This is a genomic window from Cryobacterium sp. PH31-O1 (assembly GCF_030063455.1).
Classification (GTDB): domain Bacteria; phylum Actinomycetota; class Actinomycetes; order Actinomycetales; family Microbacteriaceae; genus Cryobacterium.
In genome coordinates, this window is sequence record NZ_JASITB010000004.1 from 250,437 (window position 1) to 265,808 (window position 15,372).

The 15,372-nt window shown below is 65.9% G+C and carries 16 protein-coding genes; 6 read left to right on the top strand and 10 right to left on the bottom strand.

Annotated features, from left to right (window positions below; all coding sequences use genetic code 11):
* Window positions 1–5: 5 nt before the first annotated feature.
* Window positions 6–1,247 carry an isochorismate synthase gene (locus QMK31_RS10445; protein ID WP_502852997.1) on the top strand — a complete coding sequence of 414 codons (1,242 nt, stop codon included), beginning with the start codon at window positions 6–8 and terminating at the stop codon, window positions 1,245–1,247.
* A 219-nt stretch (window positions 1,248–1,466) separates the two neighbouring features.
* On the opposite strand, the gene QMK31_RS10450 is transcribed toward QMK31_RS10445, so the two are convergent.
* The 3 genes from QMK31_RS10450 to QMK31_RS10460 all read right to left on the bottom strand — a co-directional run bounded on the left by QMK31_RS10450 (window position 1,467) and on the right by QMK31_RS10460 (window position 4,605).
* Entirely contained in the window at window positions 1,467–2,312 is an 846-nt protein-coding gene (locus QMK31_RS10450) for a SirB2 family protein (RefSeq protein ID WP_283500878.1), read from the bottom strand.
* Window positions 2,313–2,411: 99 nt separating this feature from the next.
* Complete coding sequence (gene menD, locus QMK31_RS10455; protein WP_283500879.1) at window positions 2,412–4,130, bottom strand: 2-succinyl-5-enolpyruvyl-6-hydroxy-3-cyclohexene-1-carboxylic-acid synthase; 1,719 nt, start codon at window positions 4,128–4,130, stop codon at window positions 2,412–2,414.
* Complete coding sequence (locus QMK31_RS10460; RefSeq protein WP_283500880.1) at window positions 4,123–4,605, bottom strand: PLD nuclease N-terminal domain-containing protein; 483 nt, start codon at window positions 4,603–4,605, stop codon at window positions 4,123–4,125. Before QMK31_RS10460 ends, menD begins: the two co-directional genes overlap by 8 nt.
* A 72-nt stretch (window positions 4,606–4,677) precedes the next feature.
* Here QMK31_RS10460 and QMK31_RS10465 point away from each other — a divergent pair, with 72 nt between their 5' ends.
* Window positions 4,678–4,977 (top strand): DUF4229 domain-containing protein, encoded by a 300-nt coding sequence (locus tag QMK31_RS10465; protein ID WP_283500881.1) that lies wholly within the window; start codon window positions 4,678–4,680, stop codon window positions 4,975–4,977.
* On the opposite strand, the gene QMK31_RS10470 is transcribed toward QMK31_RS10465, so the two are convergent.
* The 3 genes from QMK31_RS10470 to QMK31_RS10480 are packed head-to-tail and all read right to left on the bottom strand — an operon-like array spanning window position 4,951 to window position 8,093.
* Window positions 4,951–5,943 (bottom strand): 1,4-dihydroxy-2-naphthoate polyprenyltransferase, encoded by a 993-nt coding sequence (locus tag QMK31_RS10470; protein ID WP_502852938.1) that lies wholly within the window; start codon window positions 5,941–5,943, stop codon window positions 4,951–4,953. The genes QMK31_RS10465 and QMK31_RS10470 overlap by 27 nt on opposite strands.
* Window positions 5,940–7,166 (bottom strand): AMP-binding protein, encoded by a 1,227-nt coding sequence (locus QMK31_RS10475; RefSeq protein WP_283500882.1) that lies wholly within the window; start codon window positions 7,164–7,166, stop codon window positions 5,940–5,942. The genes QMK31_RS10470 and QMK31_RS10475 overlap by 4 nt, the downstream gene beginning before the upstream one ends.
* Window positions 7,167–7,181: 15 nt before the next feature.
* Window positions 7,182–8,093 carry a 1,4-dihydroxy-2-naphthoyl-CoA synthase gene (locus tag QMK31_RS10480; RefSeq protein ID WP_283500883.1) on the bottom strand — a complete coding sequence of 304 codons (912 nt, stop codon included), beginning with the start codon at window positions 8,091–8,093 and terminating at the stop codon, window positions 7,182–7,184.
* A 219-nt stretch (window positions 8,094–8,312) separates the two neighbouring features.
* Between QMK31_RS10480 and QMK31_RS10485 the strand changes: the two genes are divergently transcribed.
* From QMK31_RS10485 to QMK31_RS10500, 4 genes are read left to right on the top strand one after another with little or no spacing between them, the layout of a single operon-like run.
* Window positions 8,313–9,296, top strand: a complete 984-nt coding sequence (locus QMK31_RS10485) for a sigma-70 family RNA polymerase sigma factor (RefSeq protein ID WP_283500884.1) — start codon at window positions 8,313–8,315, stop codon at window positions 9,294–9,296.
* 39 nt (window positions 9,297–9,335) lie between these two features.
* Window positions 9,336–9,671, top strand: a complete 336-nt coding sequence (locus QMK31_RS10490) for a DUF7882 family protein (protein WP_283500885.1) — start codon at window positions 9,336–9,338, stop codon at window positions 9,669–9,671.
* A complete protein-coding gene (locus tag QMK31_RS10495; protein WP_283500886.1) occupies window positions 9,668–9,922 on the top strand; it encodes a hypothetical protein in 255 nt (84 codons plus the stop codon). The genes QMK31_RS10490 and QMK31_RS10495 overlap by 4 nt, the downstream gene beginning before the upstream one ends.
* Before the next feature lie 59 nt (window positions 9,923–9,981).
* Window positions 9,982–10,965, top strand: a complete 984-nt coding sequence (locus QMK31_RS10500) for an o-succinylbenzoate synthase (RefSeq protein ID WP_283500887.1) — start codon at window positions 9,982–9,984, stop codon at window positions 10,963–10,965.
* A gap of 293 nt (window positions 10,966–11,258) precedes the next feature.
* On the opposite strand, the gene ccsB is transcribed toward QMK31_RS10500, so the two are convergent.
* From ccsB to QMK31_RS10520, 4 genes are all read right to left on the bottom strand, one after another.
* Window positions 11,259–12,287, bottom strand: a complete 1,029-nt coding sequence (gene ccsB / locus QMK31_RS10505) for a c-type cytochrome biogenesis protein CcsB (RefSeq protein WP_283501022.1) — start codon at window positions 12,285–12,287, stop codon at window positions 11,259–11,261.
* Between the two features lie 69 nt (window positions 12,288–12,356).
* Window positions 12,357–14,033, bottom strand: coding sequence for a cytochrome c biogenesis protein ResB (gene resB, locus QMK31_RS10510; RefSeq protein ID WP_283500888.1), 1,677 nt, complete (start codon window positions 14,031–14,033; stop codon window positions 12,357–12,359).
* Window positions 14,017–14,778: a cytochrome c biogenesis CcdA family protein gene (locus tag QMK31_RS10515; protein ID WP_283500889.1), complete on the bottom strand. Its 762-nt coding sequence runs from the start codon at window positions 14,776–14,778 to the stop codon at window positions 14,017–14,019. The genes resB and QMK31_RS10515 overlap by 17 nt, the downstream gene beginning before the upstream one ends.
* Entirely contained in the window at window positions 14,775–15,347 is a 573-nt protein-coding gene (locus tag QMK31_RS10520) for a TlpA family protein disulfide reductase (RefSeq protein WP_283500890.1), read from the bottom strand. Before QMK31_RS10520 ends, QMK31_RS10515 begins: the two co-directional genes overlap by 4 nt.
* Window positions 15,348–15,372 lie beyond the last annotated feature (25 nt).

Genomic DNA, 15,372 nt, shown 5'->3' on the forward strand with positions numbered 1-15,372 from the left:
TGAATGTGCAGGCCTTGACGGTCGAAACCTCCCCGATAGCCGATATCCGCCAACTGATCCTGCTGCTCGACGGCCGCGCGCCCCTGCTCTGGATGCGTCGTAACCAGGGCCTGGCCGGTATCGGCTGCGCGTTGCGGCTTGAATTCTCCGGCCCCACACGCATGATGGATGCCGCGGCCGCGTGGAAACAGGTCGTCGCGCTGGCCACCGTGACCGACCCGCTCACGCGCACCGGCACCGGGCTGCTCGCTTTCGGCGCGTTCGCTTTCGACGAGTCTTCCGCGCAGACCAGCGTGCTGATCGTGCCTGAGGTCATCGTGGGCCGTGAAGACGGCCAGTGTTGGGTGACACGCATCTGGGCGACCGGGCAGAACGCCCCGGAGCACGGGGCGGCGCAGAACCCGCTGGTGCTGCATCCGCTCGGCGACGAGTATCGCATCGCGCTGCTGCCAGGCGCGCTGCCTCCCGATGACTTTCGCACAGCGGTCAGTTCAGGCATCGAGCGCATTCGAGCCCAGCAGGTCAACAAGGTCGTGCTGGCCCGCGACCTGGTCGGGCGGGTGCCAGCCGAATCCGACCTGCGCCGCGCCATCGGCAAACTCGCGCTCGGCTATCCGGACTGCTGGACCTACGCCGTCGACGGACTCATCGGGTCAAGCCCCGAGACCCTCATTCGTGCCGACCACGGTTCGGTCAACGCCCGCGTTCTCGCCGGCACGATCTCGCGGGGAGCGGATGCCGAGGACGACCGCGAGGCAGCCCTCACCCTCGCGACCTCCTCCAAGGACGGCGACGAGCACGAGTTCGCCGTGCAGAGCGTGCTCAAGTCGTTGCGACCGCACACCTCGGTGCTGGCGACGAGCGAGATTCCCTTCACCGTGAAACTTCCAAACCTCTGGCATCTGGCGACCGATTTGGAGGGCACCCTGAGCGACGGGTCGACCTCCCTTGACCTCATCGCGGCGCTGCACCCGACGGCCGCTGTCGCCGGAACCCCCACCGATGCGGCGTTGAGCCTGATTCGCGAGCTCGAACCCTTCGACCGTGGCCGCTACGCCGGACCGGTCGGCTGGGTCGGAGCAGACGGCGACGGCGAGTGGGCCATCGCCCTGCGCTGCGCCCAGGTGGCTCCGACCGGTGGCATCACGGCCTACGCCGGCTGTGGCATCGTTCTCGACTCCGACCCGGAGCGCGAGCTAGCCGAGACGAAGATGAAGTTTCGCCCGATCGTCGAGGCCTTCGGCTAACCCGAGCGACGGTGTCAGCCAGCATTTCGGGCCAGCCACATCCGATAGCGCGGGAGCAGCCACGGCCTCGGCCTCGGCCTCGCTATCGTCGCGCAGCTGGCCAAGACGAGCCGCGTCACGGTAGTCCTGGCTCCTCGTGACAGGGGCGGTCTCGCCGCTTCCGCCGCGTTCAGCGCCGCCCGTGCAGCCCCCGAGGGAGCGTGAACGGGTGCCTCGCGGTTATTTCCAGCGCCAGGAATCGACGGCGGCGGCAATGATCTCCTCGCCGTTGTCCTCGGGAATGACGAAGGAAATTATGAAGAACTTCACCGGTTCGTCTGCAGACTGGTAGGTGTCCGGTGCGAAGACGGTGAGGAACGCCTTGGTCCGGGTGTTCTCGGCGGTGCTGATCAGGCGGGTGAGGTTGGCGTCGACGCCGTCAAGGGTGACGGTCTCCTTCAGGCTCGTCACCTCGCCGGCCTCCGGAAAGTAGCTCTGGTTCAGAAACTCGACCATCTCGTCGAGGCTTCCGCTCGGAGCCCATTCGTCGGTGCTGGCGACCGCCACCGGTTCCACCAGCACGCTGCCCAGGATGCTACCGACCCCCGTCTTGTGGATGACACCGTCAGCGTCGCGTTCACCCCACAGCTCCAGTGAGGTGGTGCAGCCCTGCGTCTTCTCTTCGGATTGGTTGTTGAGGTACTCACCCGGCCCATTGAAGGAATAGCACGGGGTGATGATGGGCTGGGCGTCGGTCAGGAGTGCCGTGCCGATCCCCGAATTGACCAGTGAGATGACGATCACAGTGATCACAAGCACATTGGTAAGAACGGCCAGGGCCGACCCGATCAGGCCCGCGAAGCCGAATGATTTGCCTTCCGGTTTGCGCAGTGCCACGACGCCGAGCACGATTCCGGTGAGCCCCAGAAGCAGTCCCACCACTGGAATCCAGCCGGTGACGAAGGCGCTGATGCCCACGATGAGTGCCGCGAGAACGATTCCGCGGCGACGTCGGGGTGTGCCCGGCACTGGGAACTGTTCGGGCAGGCCGGCGGGCTGCGGGCCCTCGGGCGAGTCGATGGTCATCTGGGCCTCCCGGCATCGGTCTGACTCAACGGTACCAAGCCGCCCACTCCCAAACCCTTCCCCGGCGAACCTGTGGATTACTCGATGGCCGGGACAAAACTACCGAACGAGCGGAACCTCAAGAATTGCGGGGCGGGTGGGAGCGCCCGTGAGTGCGCGCTCGAGTTCATTGCGGGTCGCGGCCAGCTCATAGTCCCAGCCGTAGGCTGCGGCGAGCGCTTTGAGGTCGACGCTGCGCGGGGTGTAGAGCACACGCTCCATCGCCGCCGGCGGGGCGGTCGAGGCAACCTCGAGGCCGTCGAAGATGCTGCCACCGCCGTCGACGCCGACGATGACCTGAACCCGGGGCAGGGGCTCTCCCGGGGCGAGCAGCAGCGACCCGACGTCGTGCAGAAAGGTGAGATCGCCCAGCAGCACCCGGGTCACCCCGACCGAGCTCGCCTCTGGTTCGGCCTGGCTCGCGAGTGCCACACCGAGGGCCGTCGCGATGGTGCCGTCGATGCCGGCCAGGCCACGGTTGGCCAGCACGGTGATCTTTTTGCCAGGCACGCGTTTGTCGGCCTCGCGAATGAGTCTGGAGGCGCCGAGCACGAGCCGGTCGTGCGGCCAGGACGCCCGCCAGACCGCGTCGACGAGCATCTCCCGGGTCAGCGGCGCGCGCAGCACGGCGAGTTCGGCGCGGGTGATGCCACGCTTATCGATCGGCACCCGCCCTTCATCGGCCGCTGCCTCGGCCAGCGCCCGGCTGGTCGTGACCCAGCGGCCCAGCCACTGGCGACCGGCCGGCGTGCGTGCGCCCGCCGCGCACGCGGCATCCACTCCGATCGAGCGGGTGAGGGCGCGTGCAGCGTGCCCCGGGTTATACCACTCCAGTCCGGTCGGGGCGACGACGATGGTCTCGACGCCGTCGCGGGCGAGGAGGGCCGGAATCTCCCGACTCAGGGTGGGGTGACCGAACACGATTACGCGTTCAACCTGACCGCCGAGATCGACGGCAGCGAGCAGCTCCCGGTAGAACACGATGAGGTTCGGTCCGAACCTGGCACCGCTCGAGACCTCGGCCAGCAACGGCCAACCGCCGGCATGCGCGAGCTCTTCGGCCGCTGGTCCGGCGCCATCGCCGGCCACGACGACCGTGTGCGGTCCCGGTCCGAGCAGCATGGCCGGCTCGTCACCGGATTCAGCAGGGGGCTCACGGGGAACCGACGCCGCCAGGGAAATCCCGCTTGGCAGCGCAGCCGAAAGCGGCTCGCGAAACGCCAGATTGAGTTGTGCGGGGCCGGGAGCCGCGGTTAGAACGCCGGTAGCAGCATCCATTGCCTGCCGGGCGAGTGCCTCGGCAATGCCAGCCTCATCTGGCTCGCCGACCGGCGCCGGAACGTCGAGGCACAGCCGGGTGGCGACTCCGAACAGGCCGGACTGCACGGTGGTCTGATTCGAGCGGATGCCGCGCAGCTCGGCCGGGCGGTCCGCCGTGAGCAGAATCATCGGCACTCCGGCGTGGTGCGCCTCGAGCACTGCCGGGTGCAGGTTGGCGACGGCAGTTCCCGACGTCACGACGATGAGGGCGGGCAACCCGGTTTCAAGCGCGAGGCCGACGCTGAGAAAACCGGCGCTGCGTTCGTCGGTACGCACGTGCAAGCGGATGCTGCCGGCCCGTTCCAGCTCGGCCGCCGCGAGGGCGAGCGCCTGCGACCGTGCTCCTGGGCAGAGCACCAGGTCACGCACGCCAAGTCGAACGAATGCGGTTAGGAGGGCGAAGCTGAAATCGGTCGCCGGGCTGGTGCGGTTCGGGTTTACGCTGACTCGCTCAGGCATCCCGACGGCCAGGCTGCTCGCCCTCGCCCGGTTCGCTCTTCTTCTTGTTGGGGTCGACGCCAGCCGTGTCTGCGGTGCCAGCGACGCCGCCCTTGCCCGGTGTCGGGTCGTTTTTGTCGAGATCGGCGAGGTCTTGCTCCATGCGACGGATGCGTTCCTGCTGGTCTTTCTCGTTGAACGGGCGGTTCTCTCCCGTACCGGTGGCAGCACTGCCGCCGCCATTAAGACCACGCAGAAAATCGAGGTCGTCGTCGGGAGCGACCGACCGAAAAGATCGGGTGGTGGGAGTGGCGCGTCCATGGCCGACGAGCAGCCAGAGCAGCGGACCGATCAGCGGCACCAGTACGATGACGAAAATCCACACCCAACGCGGCAATCCGCGAATGCGTTTGCGGTCGAACACGGCACAGTCCACGAGGGTGTAAACCGTGAGAATGACCAGGGCAAGTCCTAGTCCGATCAAGAGCTTGGGCATAACTCGATTGTAAGCCGGTTGGCCGTGAGAGACATGTGCGGATGCCCAGCCGCGGCATTCTAAGCTGGATCTATGAAATTCGTGGCCCCCTGGCTGTACTACTCCGTTTTACGCGTCTTGATGTTTGCCGTTCCGCTGGCGATTCTGCTGTCCCTGGGGTTCTGGCCCTGGGCTGCGGCTGTGATTGCCGCCCTACTGGGGCTGTGTCTGTCGTATCTTCTGCTGGGTAAGTCCCGCCAGAGCGTTGCCAGTGACCTCTACCGGGCGCGACACCCCGACAAGGAGCCGGCGAACCCGGATTCCGAAGTCGAGGACCTGGCGCTGAATGCCAAGGAACAGGCCGACTCAGAACGCGAAAGCAAGTCCCAGTAGCAGGCCGTAGGCCAGCGCCGCGAGGCTCGTCAGCTTCAACGCGAGGATGAGCTCCTTCGCCGACGTCGCGGTGATCGTAATGAGGCAGGCCGGCAGCGCCAGTAGCAGCACGAAGAACGTGAAGATTCCCAGCGGATAGAACACGCTGAAGAACCCGGCGATCACGAACGGCAGCAACAGAAAGACGCAGAACACGACCCGGGAGGCCGTGCTGCCGATGCGCACCGCGAGGGTGCGCTTGCCGGCAGCCTTGTCGGGAGCGATGTCGCGCAGGTTGTTAACCATGAGCACCGCGCACGCGATCAGCCCAATGGCCACACCACCGAGCACGCTCTCGGTCGTGAACTCACCGACCTGCACATAGGTCGTGCCAGCGGCAGCCACCAGGCCGAAGAACACGAAGACGAACAGTTCGCCCAGTCCCAGATAGCCGTAGGGCTTCTTGCCGCCGGTGTAGAACCACGCTGCGGCGAGGGCGACCACGCCGACGAGCAGGAGCCACCAGTACTGCGTCAGCACGACGAGCATCAGGCCGGCCACGGCAGCAAGGCCGAAGAAGACGAGGGCAACTCGCAGCACGGTACGCGGGTTGGCTACGCCACCGCCGGTGAGTCTGGCCGGTCCGACGCGAAAGGCGTCGGTGCCGCGAATCCCGTCGGAGTAGTCGTTGGCGTAGTTGACGCCGATTTGCAGCAACAGTGCAACGGCGAGCGCGAGGAGCGCGCGAACCGGGTGATAGATGCCGGGGCCGCTCGCGACGATGGCAGCACCGGTGCCGACCAGAACCGGAGCGATGGCGAGGGGCAGGGTGCGCAATCGTGCGCCCGAGATCCAGTCGGCGGCCGTGGCTGGCTTTCTCGCGGCTGGTCCCTTGCGCGGCGGGCCGTTCTTGAAGGCGGGATGGCCTGATTTGCCGCTGGTCCTGGTGCCGACATCAGCACCAGCCAGCTTCGCCGCGGGGTTCAATCGTTGTTGTTTGGGCCTGACCGGCCGAGCTCCTTGTGCCACGCCCCCATAGTACTGTCAGGTGCCGGACTGGCTTGCGCAAGACTGGCCGCAGCAACAGCCAGCGCGCGGCGATCGGGCTTGCCCGAAGCCAGCAGCACAATCTCCCTCACCCGCACGACGCGTGTCGGCCGTGCCGCTCGTCCCAGCACCACCTCAACGGATGCCGCCAGCCCCGCGTCGGCCGCTCCCCCGGCCACCACCACGACGGGAACCTGCCCCCAATTCTCGTCGTCGGCGCCGACTACGACAGCCTGCTCGAAGCCCGGATGCGCGCGCACGATGCGTTCGACGGCATCGAGCGACACCTTCACACCGCCCGAGATAATCACGTTGTCGGCCCGGCCGAGCACCGTGACACGGCCAGTCTGCGGGTCGATCTCTCCGAGGTCTCCGGTGCGATACCAGCGCACACCGTGCTCTAACAGAAAGCGGTCAGTGCTGCGCGCCTCGTCGTTGAGGTATCCCTCAGCGAGCACGGTACCCGACAGTTCAAGTTGCCCGCCAACGACGCGCGCGCGGGTGTCTCCGATCGGAACACCGTTGTAGACGCATCCGCCGGCGGTCTCCGACGACCCGTAGGTGCGCACGACGCGCACGTCGAGTTCGGCCGCCCGCGCGATGAGGCCCGGTTGGATCATTTGCCCGCCGACCAGGATCGCGGTGAAACGCCGCAGCACGGCCAACAGGGCCGGATCATCCGCTGCGTCGAGCAGACGGGCCAGTTGCACCGGAACCAGCGCGGTGTAGCGCAGAGGTTCGGTCATGGCCTCGGCCAGCCGTCGAAAATTCTGCGGGTCGAAGTGACCAGGCGGCAGCACGAGCGGGGTGGTCTCGGCGGCGATGGAGCGCACGAGCACCTGCACCCCGGCGATGTAGTGCACGGGCAGTGCGAGCAGCCATTGCCCGGCCCCACCAAGGGCCACGGCCGAGGCTGCGGCACCGGCCAGCAATGCATTGGTGGCTAGCATGACCCGTTTGGGCACACCGGTCGAGCCCGAGGTCTCGATCACCACGGCGACCCGTTTCGGCACCTCCCCGAGGTGCGTTCTGGCGGCGGGCTTTACCGCGCCAACCCCGACCGGCACCGGCAGCACGGCCGGCCCGCTGCCGGCGAGCGCATCCCGCAACACCGCCAGAAAGTCGAGGGCATGCTCCGGCGTGAGTACCCGAAGCGGCCTCACGAGCGCCCGCCCACGTCAGTACTGCCAGGGGTACGGCGACCAGTCGGGTTCTCTCTTCTCCAGAAAGGCGTCCCGGCCCTCGACGGCCTCGTCGGTGCCGTAGGCCAGCCGGGTTGCCTCGCCGGCGAACACCTGCTGGCCGACCAGGCCGTCATCGACGGCATTGAAGGCAAATTTGAGCATTCGAATGGCGGTGGGTGATTTGGTCAGAATCTCGCGGGCCCAGTCCAGTGCGACCGTCTCCAGCTCAAGGTGCGGCACGACCGCGTTGATCGCGCCCATCTCGAGGGCGCGCTGGGCGGAATACTCCCGCGCCAGAAAGAACACCTCGCGGGCGGCCTTCTGGCCGACCTGGCGGGCGAAGTAGGCGCTGCCGTAACCGGCGTCGAAGGAGCCGACGTCGGCATCCGTTTGCTTGAATTTGCCGTGTTCGGCGCTCGCGATGCTCAGATCGCAGACCACGTGCAGCGAGTGTCCCCCGCCGGCGGCCCAGCCGGGAATGACGGCGATGACTACCTTGGGCATGAAACGGATGAGCCGCTGCACTTCCAGAATATGCAGCCGTCCGGCGCGCCCCCGGTCGATGCCGGCCGCCGTGTCACCCTCGGCATATTTGTAGCCGTCGCGACCGCGAATGCGCTGGTCGCCGCCGGAACAGAAAGCCCAGCCGCCGTCCTTGGCGCTCGGGCCGTTGCCGGTAAGCAGCACGACGCCGATCTTCGAGTTGGTACGGGCATCTTCCAGGGCCGCGAACAACTCGTCGACGGTGCGGGGCCGAAAGGCGTTGCGCACCTCTGGCCGGTCGAACGCTATACGGGCGATCCGACCGCTGAGATCGTGGTGGTAGGTGAGATCGGTGAGATTCTCGAAGCCCGCAACGGCCGACCATTGGCTTGCGTCGAAGATTTCGGATACCTGTTCGCTCATGCTGTCAGCCTACGCGCAGCCGACGCGCTATTCGCCTGTCTCAAACTCGTAATATCGAGGGTTGAGAAGACGAAAAAACCTCAGGTACTGTGGACCGAGCAAGAAGTCAACCCCTTGCAAGCCACCCCGTTCGGGGGTGTACTAATGACTCTGAAAGTATGGGGAGGTCGCCATGAATATCACATACGGCACAAAGCATAAAAGCGGGGGCGCCCAACCATGACGACCACCGTTCAGGAATCCCGCACCACCGCCACACCACCCCGCCGCGCCGCCGCTCCTGGCAATTACAACGCAGCATCAACGGATGCCTTTGGCGATTACCTGCGCCGCATCGGCAAGGGCAGCCTGCTCAACGCCGAGCAGGAGGTGGACCTGGCCCGCCGCATCGAGGTGGGACTGTTCGCTGAAGCGCGGCTTCTGCTCGTCGAAGCCTCCGCCCCGCGTGATTCGGCCGACGAACGCGAGTTGGCCTGGCTGGTGCACGATGGGCGCCGCGCCAAGAACCAGTTCATCGAGGCCAACCTTCGCCTGGTCGTAAGCATCGCCAAGCACTACTCCGGCCGCGGAGTGCCAATCATGGACCTCGTGCAGGACGGCAATATGGGGCTGGTTCGCGCCGTCGAGAAATACGACTTCATGACCGGCTACAAATTCTCCACCTATGCCACCTGGTGGATTCGGCAGGCCATTCACCGCGGCATGGCCGACAAGTCGCGCATGATCCGCATCCCGGTGCACACCGCCGAAAAGCTCAATAAGATCAAGCGCATCCGGCGCGACCTCACGAGCGTGCTCGACCGCGATCCTACGGCACGTGAAATCGGTGAAGCCGCCCAATTGCCGGTGCGAGACGTACTGCGATTGCTGCAATACGACAACGAACCGATTTCCCTGCACACACCGGTCGGTGACGGCGCCGGCGACATGGCCGAACTCATCATCGACGATGACCTTCCCCAGCCAGATGAACATGCGACGCTGACCCTGCGGGCTGCGGACATCCGCTTTTTCCTCGACACCCTGCCGCCCCGGGAACGGTCTATTTTGCGGGCACGGTTCGGCCTCGATGGCAATGAGCCTCGCACCCTCGACCAGATCGCGCACATTGAGGGCGTCACCCGGGAGCGGGTGCGGCAGATTGAGAAGCGCGCGCTGGCGCTGCTGCACGTACCGCGGCTGGAACACTACCTCAGGGACTGAACGACGACAGCACCGATTGCACGCGAGTAGGAGCGAGAAATGGGAAAACTGACCTACGACTCGACACTCACCGCCGACTTCGACGACCGGGTACTGGCCCATATCCAGGTTGTCATCGGCGCCAAACTACGCCGCGGTGAATCGTTCTATTTCAGCTGGCGAGACGACCCGCAGGCCGGGGACGGGCGCAGCACAATTTGGTTGAACCCCGGTATTCCCATCGCCTACAAGTATTTCGGTAGTCGTTCGCCCACGCTGAACCGCGACTGGATCGAAGCCCTCATGGCCACAGCCAATTCCTCCGGCGGATTGCAAATCGTTCCGGAACCTCGCTCGCCGGCTGCACACTCCAACTCCGTGAAGGACGAACCATGAACCGCATCGACATCGTCTACGGCGGCAAACCCTATTCACTCGGCGGCCGTTCCATTGAATCGGTCCAGGTCGAGATCGACGGGGCCCTCACCGCGGGACTTCCCTACTGGATGCGGGTGAACAGCGGTGAGGGCCGGTTTGAAGACGCCTATCTGCTCATCGCGCCAGGAGTTGCCGTAGCTCTCGTCAACGTCAAACCGAACGGCGTCGACCACGATCACGACGGGGACGAGCTGTACGAACAGGAATAGCCCCCGCGCTGGCGCTGGCTCAGGCCGTCTACCCAGCCGGAGACTGACACACTGGAACTATGATGCCCTCACTGGATGAGTTACTCGGTTCCGCGCACGTCGTCTCCCTGAACCTGTTCGATCGGTTTCGCGGTTTGGACCGCCGGGAAGCGCTGCTGCTGGAGGGACCGGAGGGTTGGACCGAGTTCTCGCCATTTGTCGAGTACGACGATGCCGAGGCGGCGAGCTGGATGCGGGCCGCCATCGACTTCGGCTGGCAGAGCACGCCGCACGCCCTGCGAACGAGCATTCCGGTCAACGCCACCGTGCCCGCTGTCCCGGCCGCGAAGGTCGCGGAGGTGCTCGCCCGTTTTCCCGGCTGTCGCACCGCCAAGGTAAAGGTGGCCAGCCCCGACCAGACCCTCGCCGACGATGTGGCCCGCGTGGCCGAGGTGCGCCGCGTGCTGGGCGCTGAGGGGCGCATTCGTATCGATGCGAACGGCCTGTGGAACGTCGACGAAGCCGAACATGCCATTCACGCGTTGAGCGCCTTCGATCTCGAGTACGTCGAGCAGCCCTGCATGAGCGTGCCCGAACTCGCCGAGATCCGCCACCGCACCGCCTACCTGAGTGTGCCGATCGCCGCCGACGAGAGCGTGCGCAAGAGCGGCGACCCGCTCGCCGTAGCCAGAGCCGGTGCCGCCGACATTCTCGTGATCAAGGCCCAGCCGCTCGGCGGAATCCGCGCCGCGTTGTCCATCATCGGCCAGACCGGGCTGCCGGTCGTGGTCTCCAGCGCCCTCGACACGTCGGTCGGGCTGTCGATGGGCGCCCACCTCGCGGCGTCCGTTCCCGGCCTGTATTTCGACTGCGGCCTCGGCACAGCCTCGCTGCTCGCCGACGACGTGACGAGTGAGCCGCTGCTGCCGGTCAATGGGGCTATCCCGGTGCGCCGGGTCGTTCCCGATGCAGCGCTGCTAACCGAGCATGCGGCCAGCCCCGAGCGCCGAGACTGGTGGCTGGCCCGCCTGACTCGCACCCACGCCCTGCTCAACGCCGAGTAACCAACTCCCCTAAGCCTCGCTCAGGTGCCGCGCACGAATGCCGCGCATGAATAAGGACACAGCGTCTGCCTCCACGAAAGATTTACCGGTCAGTGAGGCGCTACTGCGCCGCGCACAGCCCGGGATTGCGCGCTAGTTTTTCGTGGTGCGTTCGGCCTTCTTGACTGAGCTGGGCGCGGCATCCGCGACACCGGCGGACGATATTCAAGCGCCGGCGGCCTCGTCGCTCATCGTCTCGCATCGCATCGCATCGCATCGCATCGCATCGGTGGATCGTGGCTAAGGGGTGGGGGTTAGAGGCCGGAGTAGGCGTGCAGGCCCTTGAAGAAGACGTTGACGATGCCGAAGTTGAACATAACGGCGGAGAATCCGATGATCGCGAGCCAGGCCGAGCGTGATCCGCGCCAGCCGCGGGTCGCGCGGGCGTGAATGTAGCCGGCGTAGATAACCCAGATGATGAAGGTCCATACCTCTTTGGTGTCCCAGCCCCAGTAACGACCCCAGGCTTGTTCGGCCCAGATCGAGCCTGCCATGAGGGTGAAAGTCCACAGGATGAACCCGATGATGGTGATGCGGTAGGCCAGGTTCTCCAGTGTCGCTGAGGAGGGCAGCGTGGCCAAAAAGTGCAAGCGCAAAGCGGATGCGACGGCTCCGCGCGGCGCGGCCGTGCCCTCGATTACGTGATTCTCCCGCCGGAACTGCAGCAGCTGCACGGTCGACAGCGCGAAGCCGAGCGCGAACATTCCGGTGGCCAGTGACGCCACGAAGACGTGGATGACCAGCCATGCGGACTGCAGTGCCGGCGGCAGCGGGGCCACTTCCACGTAGAACTGCAGGGCGGCGATTCCGAGCAGCACGAGCACGAGGCCGGTGACGAAGGTGCCGAGAAAGCGCAGGTCGGAGCGAATCAGAACGATCAGGAACACCGTCATGATGAGCAGGGTGCCCGTCATGGCGAACTCATACATGTTCGCCCACGGCACCCGGTCGGCCGCGAAGCCGCGCATGATCGTGGCCGCAAGGTGCACAGCCCACGCGAGCACGGTCAGGGCGACTCCCACGCGCAGGCTCGACGACCGCCCGTAGGGCAGGGCAGCGTCGTTGTCCATGCGGGCGCTGATGCGGCTCAGCACTGGCTGCTTCAGGGCTGGTCGCTCGAGGGTACGGGTGCTGCCAGCGGATGCGGCGCCGGCCGGTGCAGCACCGGCCGCAGGGGCGGCATCCGCTTCGACCAGGTCGGCCGCCTCGATGGCATCGACGGCGCTCGAGCGACGGGCGAGGTCCACGGCGAAAGCGATGAACGCGAGGGCGTAGACGGCCATCGCCGAGTACAGCGCGTAGAGCGAGTACGTGTTGAGCAGTGCGGGGTCAGTCAGATTCACGATGTAAGCCTAAGTCGGTTCGGGGGTGGCGACGACGGGTTGGTGGGTGTTCAACAGTTTGAGGTGACGGTCGGCCATCGCCGTGACCGCCGCTTCGAGAGCCGGATCGTCACCGCGGGCCAGGCCGGCGTATTCAAGGTGAACGCTGCCGTCCCCGCGAGTGGTGGCTTTCACCCAGACCCGGCGACGCGGCACGAGCAGCCCGGTGAACAGGCCGAACAGAACGAGCGCGGAGAAGGAAATCAGCCAGACCTGTGTGGGGTCGTGGTGGATGTCGAAGCTCGCAAAGCGCGGAACCGACTGGGAGAAATCTCCGGCGGCTGAGGCGGCCGGGTCGTTGTCGACAAAGCTGACGGTGCCGAGGCCGTTCGGCAGCTCGGCCGAGGAGCCCGGCTTGAGCTCGATCGAGTCGACGCCGGTCGCGCCGCCGGTCTGCTGCTTCAGGGTGTCGGTGGTGAGGGCGTACACGGAGGTCGGCACGCCGTCATCGAGCCCGAGATCACCCGTGTAGACGTTGAGGGTGAGCAGGGGGTATTCCAGATCGGGATAGCTCGAGAAATTGGCGCCGGAGGCCATTTTGTCCTGGGTCGGGTAGAAGAAGCCGATCATGCCGAGCTGTTCGGACAGGCCGTCGGGTACTTTCACGATGCCCAGTGACGTGAGGTTCGCGTCCTGCGGCAGGAACGGCACCGAGTCGGAGAACACGACGGTACCGTCGGGGGCCGTGACGGTGATGGTCGGCGCATAGCCGTTGCCGAGCAGGTAGATGTTCGTGCCGTTCGTGCGCAGCGGGCCGTTCACCTTGACGACGCCGGGCTCGGCGGCATCACCCTTGGGGGTGACGGTCACGTCGGCCGTGAAGTCGATCGGCTGCCCGTAGGCCTGCAGGTTCTGCTGTTCGTAGGAGACCGCAAAATCGTCCAGGCTCAGCGTGTACGGGTCGAGGGTGGTGTCGTCGAAGAATCGTCCCGGATTGAAGGAGTCGTAGGCGAGCAGGGTGTTCACGAAGGTCTGCCCCTCAACGAGCACGCGCTGGCCGCCGAAGCCGTAACCGCCGCCGAAGCCGACGGTGATCAGAACACCCACGAGAGCAGCGTGAAAGAGCAGGTTGCCCGTTTCCCGCAGGTAGCCGCGCTCCGCCGAAACGGATGATTCCCCCGCTGAGTCAAAGCGGGCGACGCGGTAGCCGCTGGATTTGAGCACGGTACGGGCGTGCGTGATGGCGGTGGCGGCATCCGTTTGGGCTGGTGCGTCCCTGGTGGTGAAACCGGATAGGCGGGCGAGGCGCGCCGGGGTGGTCGGCGGTTTGGCGCGCAGGGCCTGAAAGTGGTGTTTGGTGCGCGGAATGACACAGCCGATGAGGGAGATGAACAGCAGCAGGTAGATCGCCGAGAACCAGGCCGAGCTGTAGACGTCGAAGGCCTGCACCCTGTCGAGCACGGGTGCCAGGTCGGGATGGTCGACGAAGTATTGGGTGACACCGTTGGGGTCTGACGTGCGTTGCGGCACGAGCGATCCGGGAATGGCGGCGATGGCGAGCATCAGCAGCAGGAACAGGGCGGTGCGCATGCTCGTGAGCTGACGCCAGAACCAGCGCAGCCAGCCCGTGACACCGAGTTTGGGCTGCACGATGCCGGCCTGCGACGTTTGCGGGCGGGAATCGATGTGGTCAGATGGCCGGGACAAAGCTGCCAATCACCCCTTGCAGGTCGAGGAGCCAGGTGTTCCAGATGCCGCTCACCATGAGTGCTCCAATGACGACGAGTAAAACGCCGCCGAACAGGTTGATGGCACGTATATGCCGTTTGAGGAATGCAACGGATCCGGTGGCCCAGTTGAGGCCGAGGGCGATCAGCAGGAACGGGATTCCGAGGCCGAGGGAGTAAAACAACGCGAGCAGTCCGCCCTGCCAGGGCGAGCCGGTACCGAGGCTGAGGGAGTTGATGGCGGTGAGAGTGGGGCCGGTGCAGGGCGTCCAGCCCACCGCGAACACCGCGCCGAGCACGGGAGCGCCGGCCAGGCCCATCCTGGGGCGCCAGTTGGTCTTGATCGTGCGCTGCATCGCGCCGAACTGGCCGATGAAGACCAGACCAAGCAGAATGACCACGATGCCGGCGAGCCGCGTGATCAGGTCGCGGTAGGAGTTAAGCCAGAATCCGGCAGCACCGAACACCACGCCGGTGAGCACGAACACCACGGTGAAGCCGAGCACAAACAGGCCGACCCCGGCGAGGAGCCGGGTGCGGCCGCGCCGGTCGCGCTTGGAAGCGCCGGTGCGTCCGTCGGTGAAGCCGCCGATGTAGGCGAGGTAGCCGGGCACGAGCGGCAAGATGCACGGGGAGGCGAAAGATACCAGACCAGCCAGCAAAGCGATGGGGATTGCGAAGAGCAGCTGGCCGCTGAAGACGATCTCACCGAAGGGATTGCTCACTCGGTCGTGCCACTCTCCGCGATCGTGTCCCGAATCAGGGTTTCCAGAATGGACGGCGAAGTGAGCTGGCCGAGAATGCGCGCCGCGACCCGGCCTTCGGCGTCGAGCACGAGGGTGGTGGGCACCGCGTTCGGCGGAATGCTGCCACTGAAAGCGAGCTGCATGGCACCGGCATCCACGTCGAGAATCGAGGGGTAGGTCACGCCGTAGGTCTCGTTGAAGGCGATAGCGTTCGGGGCCTGGTCACGCACGTTCACGCCAAGAAAACTGGCGCCCTCGTTTTCGAACTGCGCGTTGATGCTCTGCAGATCGGATGCCTCGGCGCGGCACGGCGCGCAGCTCGCGTACCAGAAGTTGACGACGAGAACCTCACCGAGCTTGTCGGCGCTGGTGACCGTATCGCCCGTCTCCGTCACGCCGGAGAACTCGATGGGCTCGCCACGGTCGCCGAGGGCGATCTCGGTGACGCTGCCGTCGCCGGCGATGAAACCCTTGCTTGACCCTTCCCGGTACTGATCGGCGAGCGGGTCGGAGGAACAACCGGCGAGCAGAAAAACAGCGGCAGCCAAGGCAATCAGTGGAGTGAGACGGCGG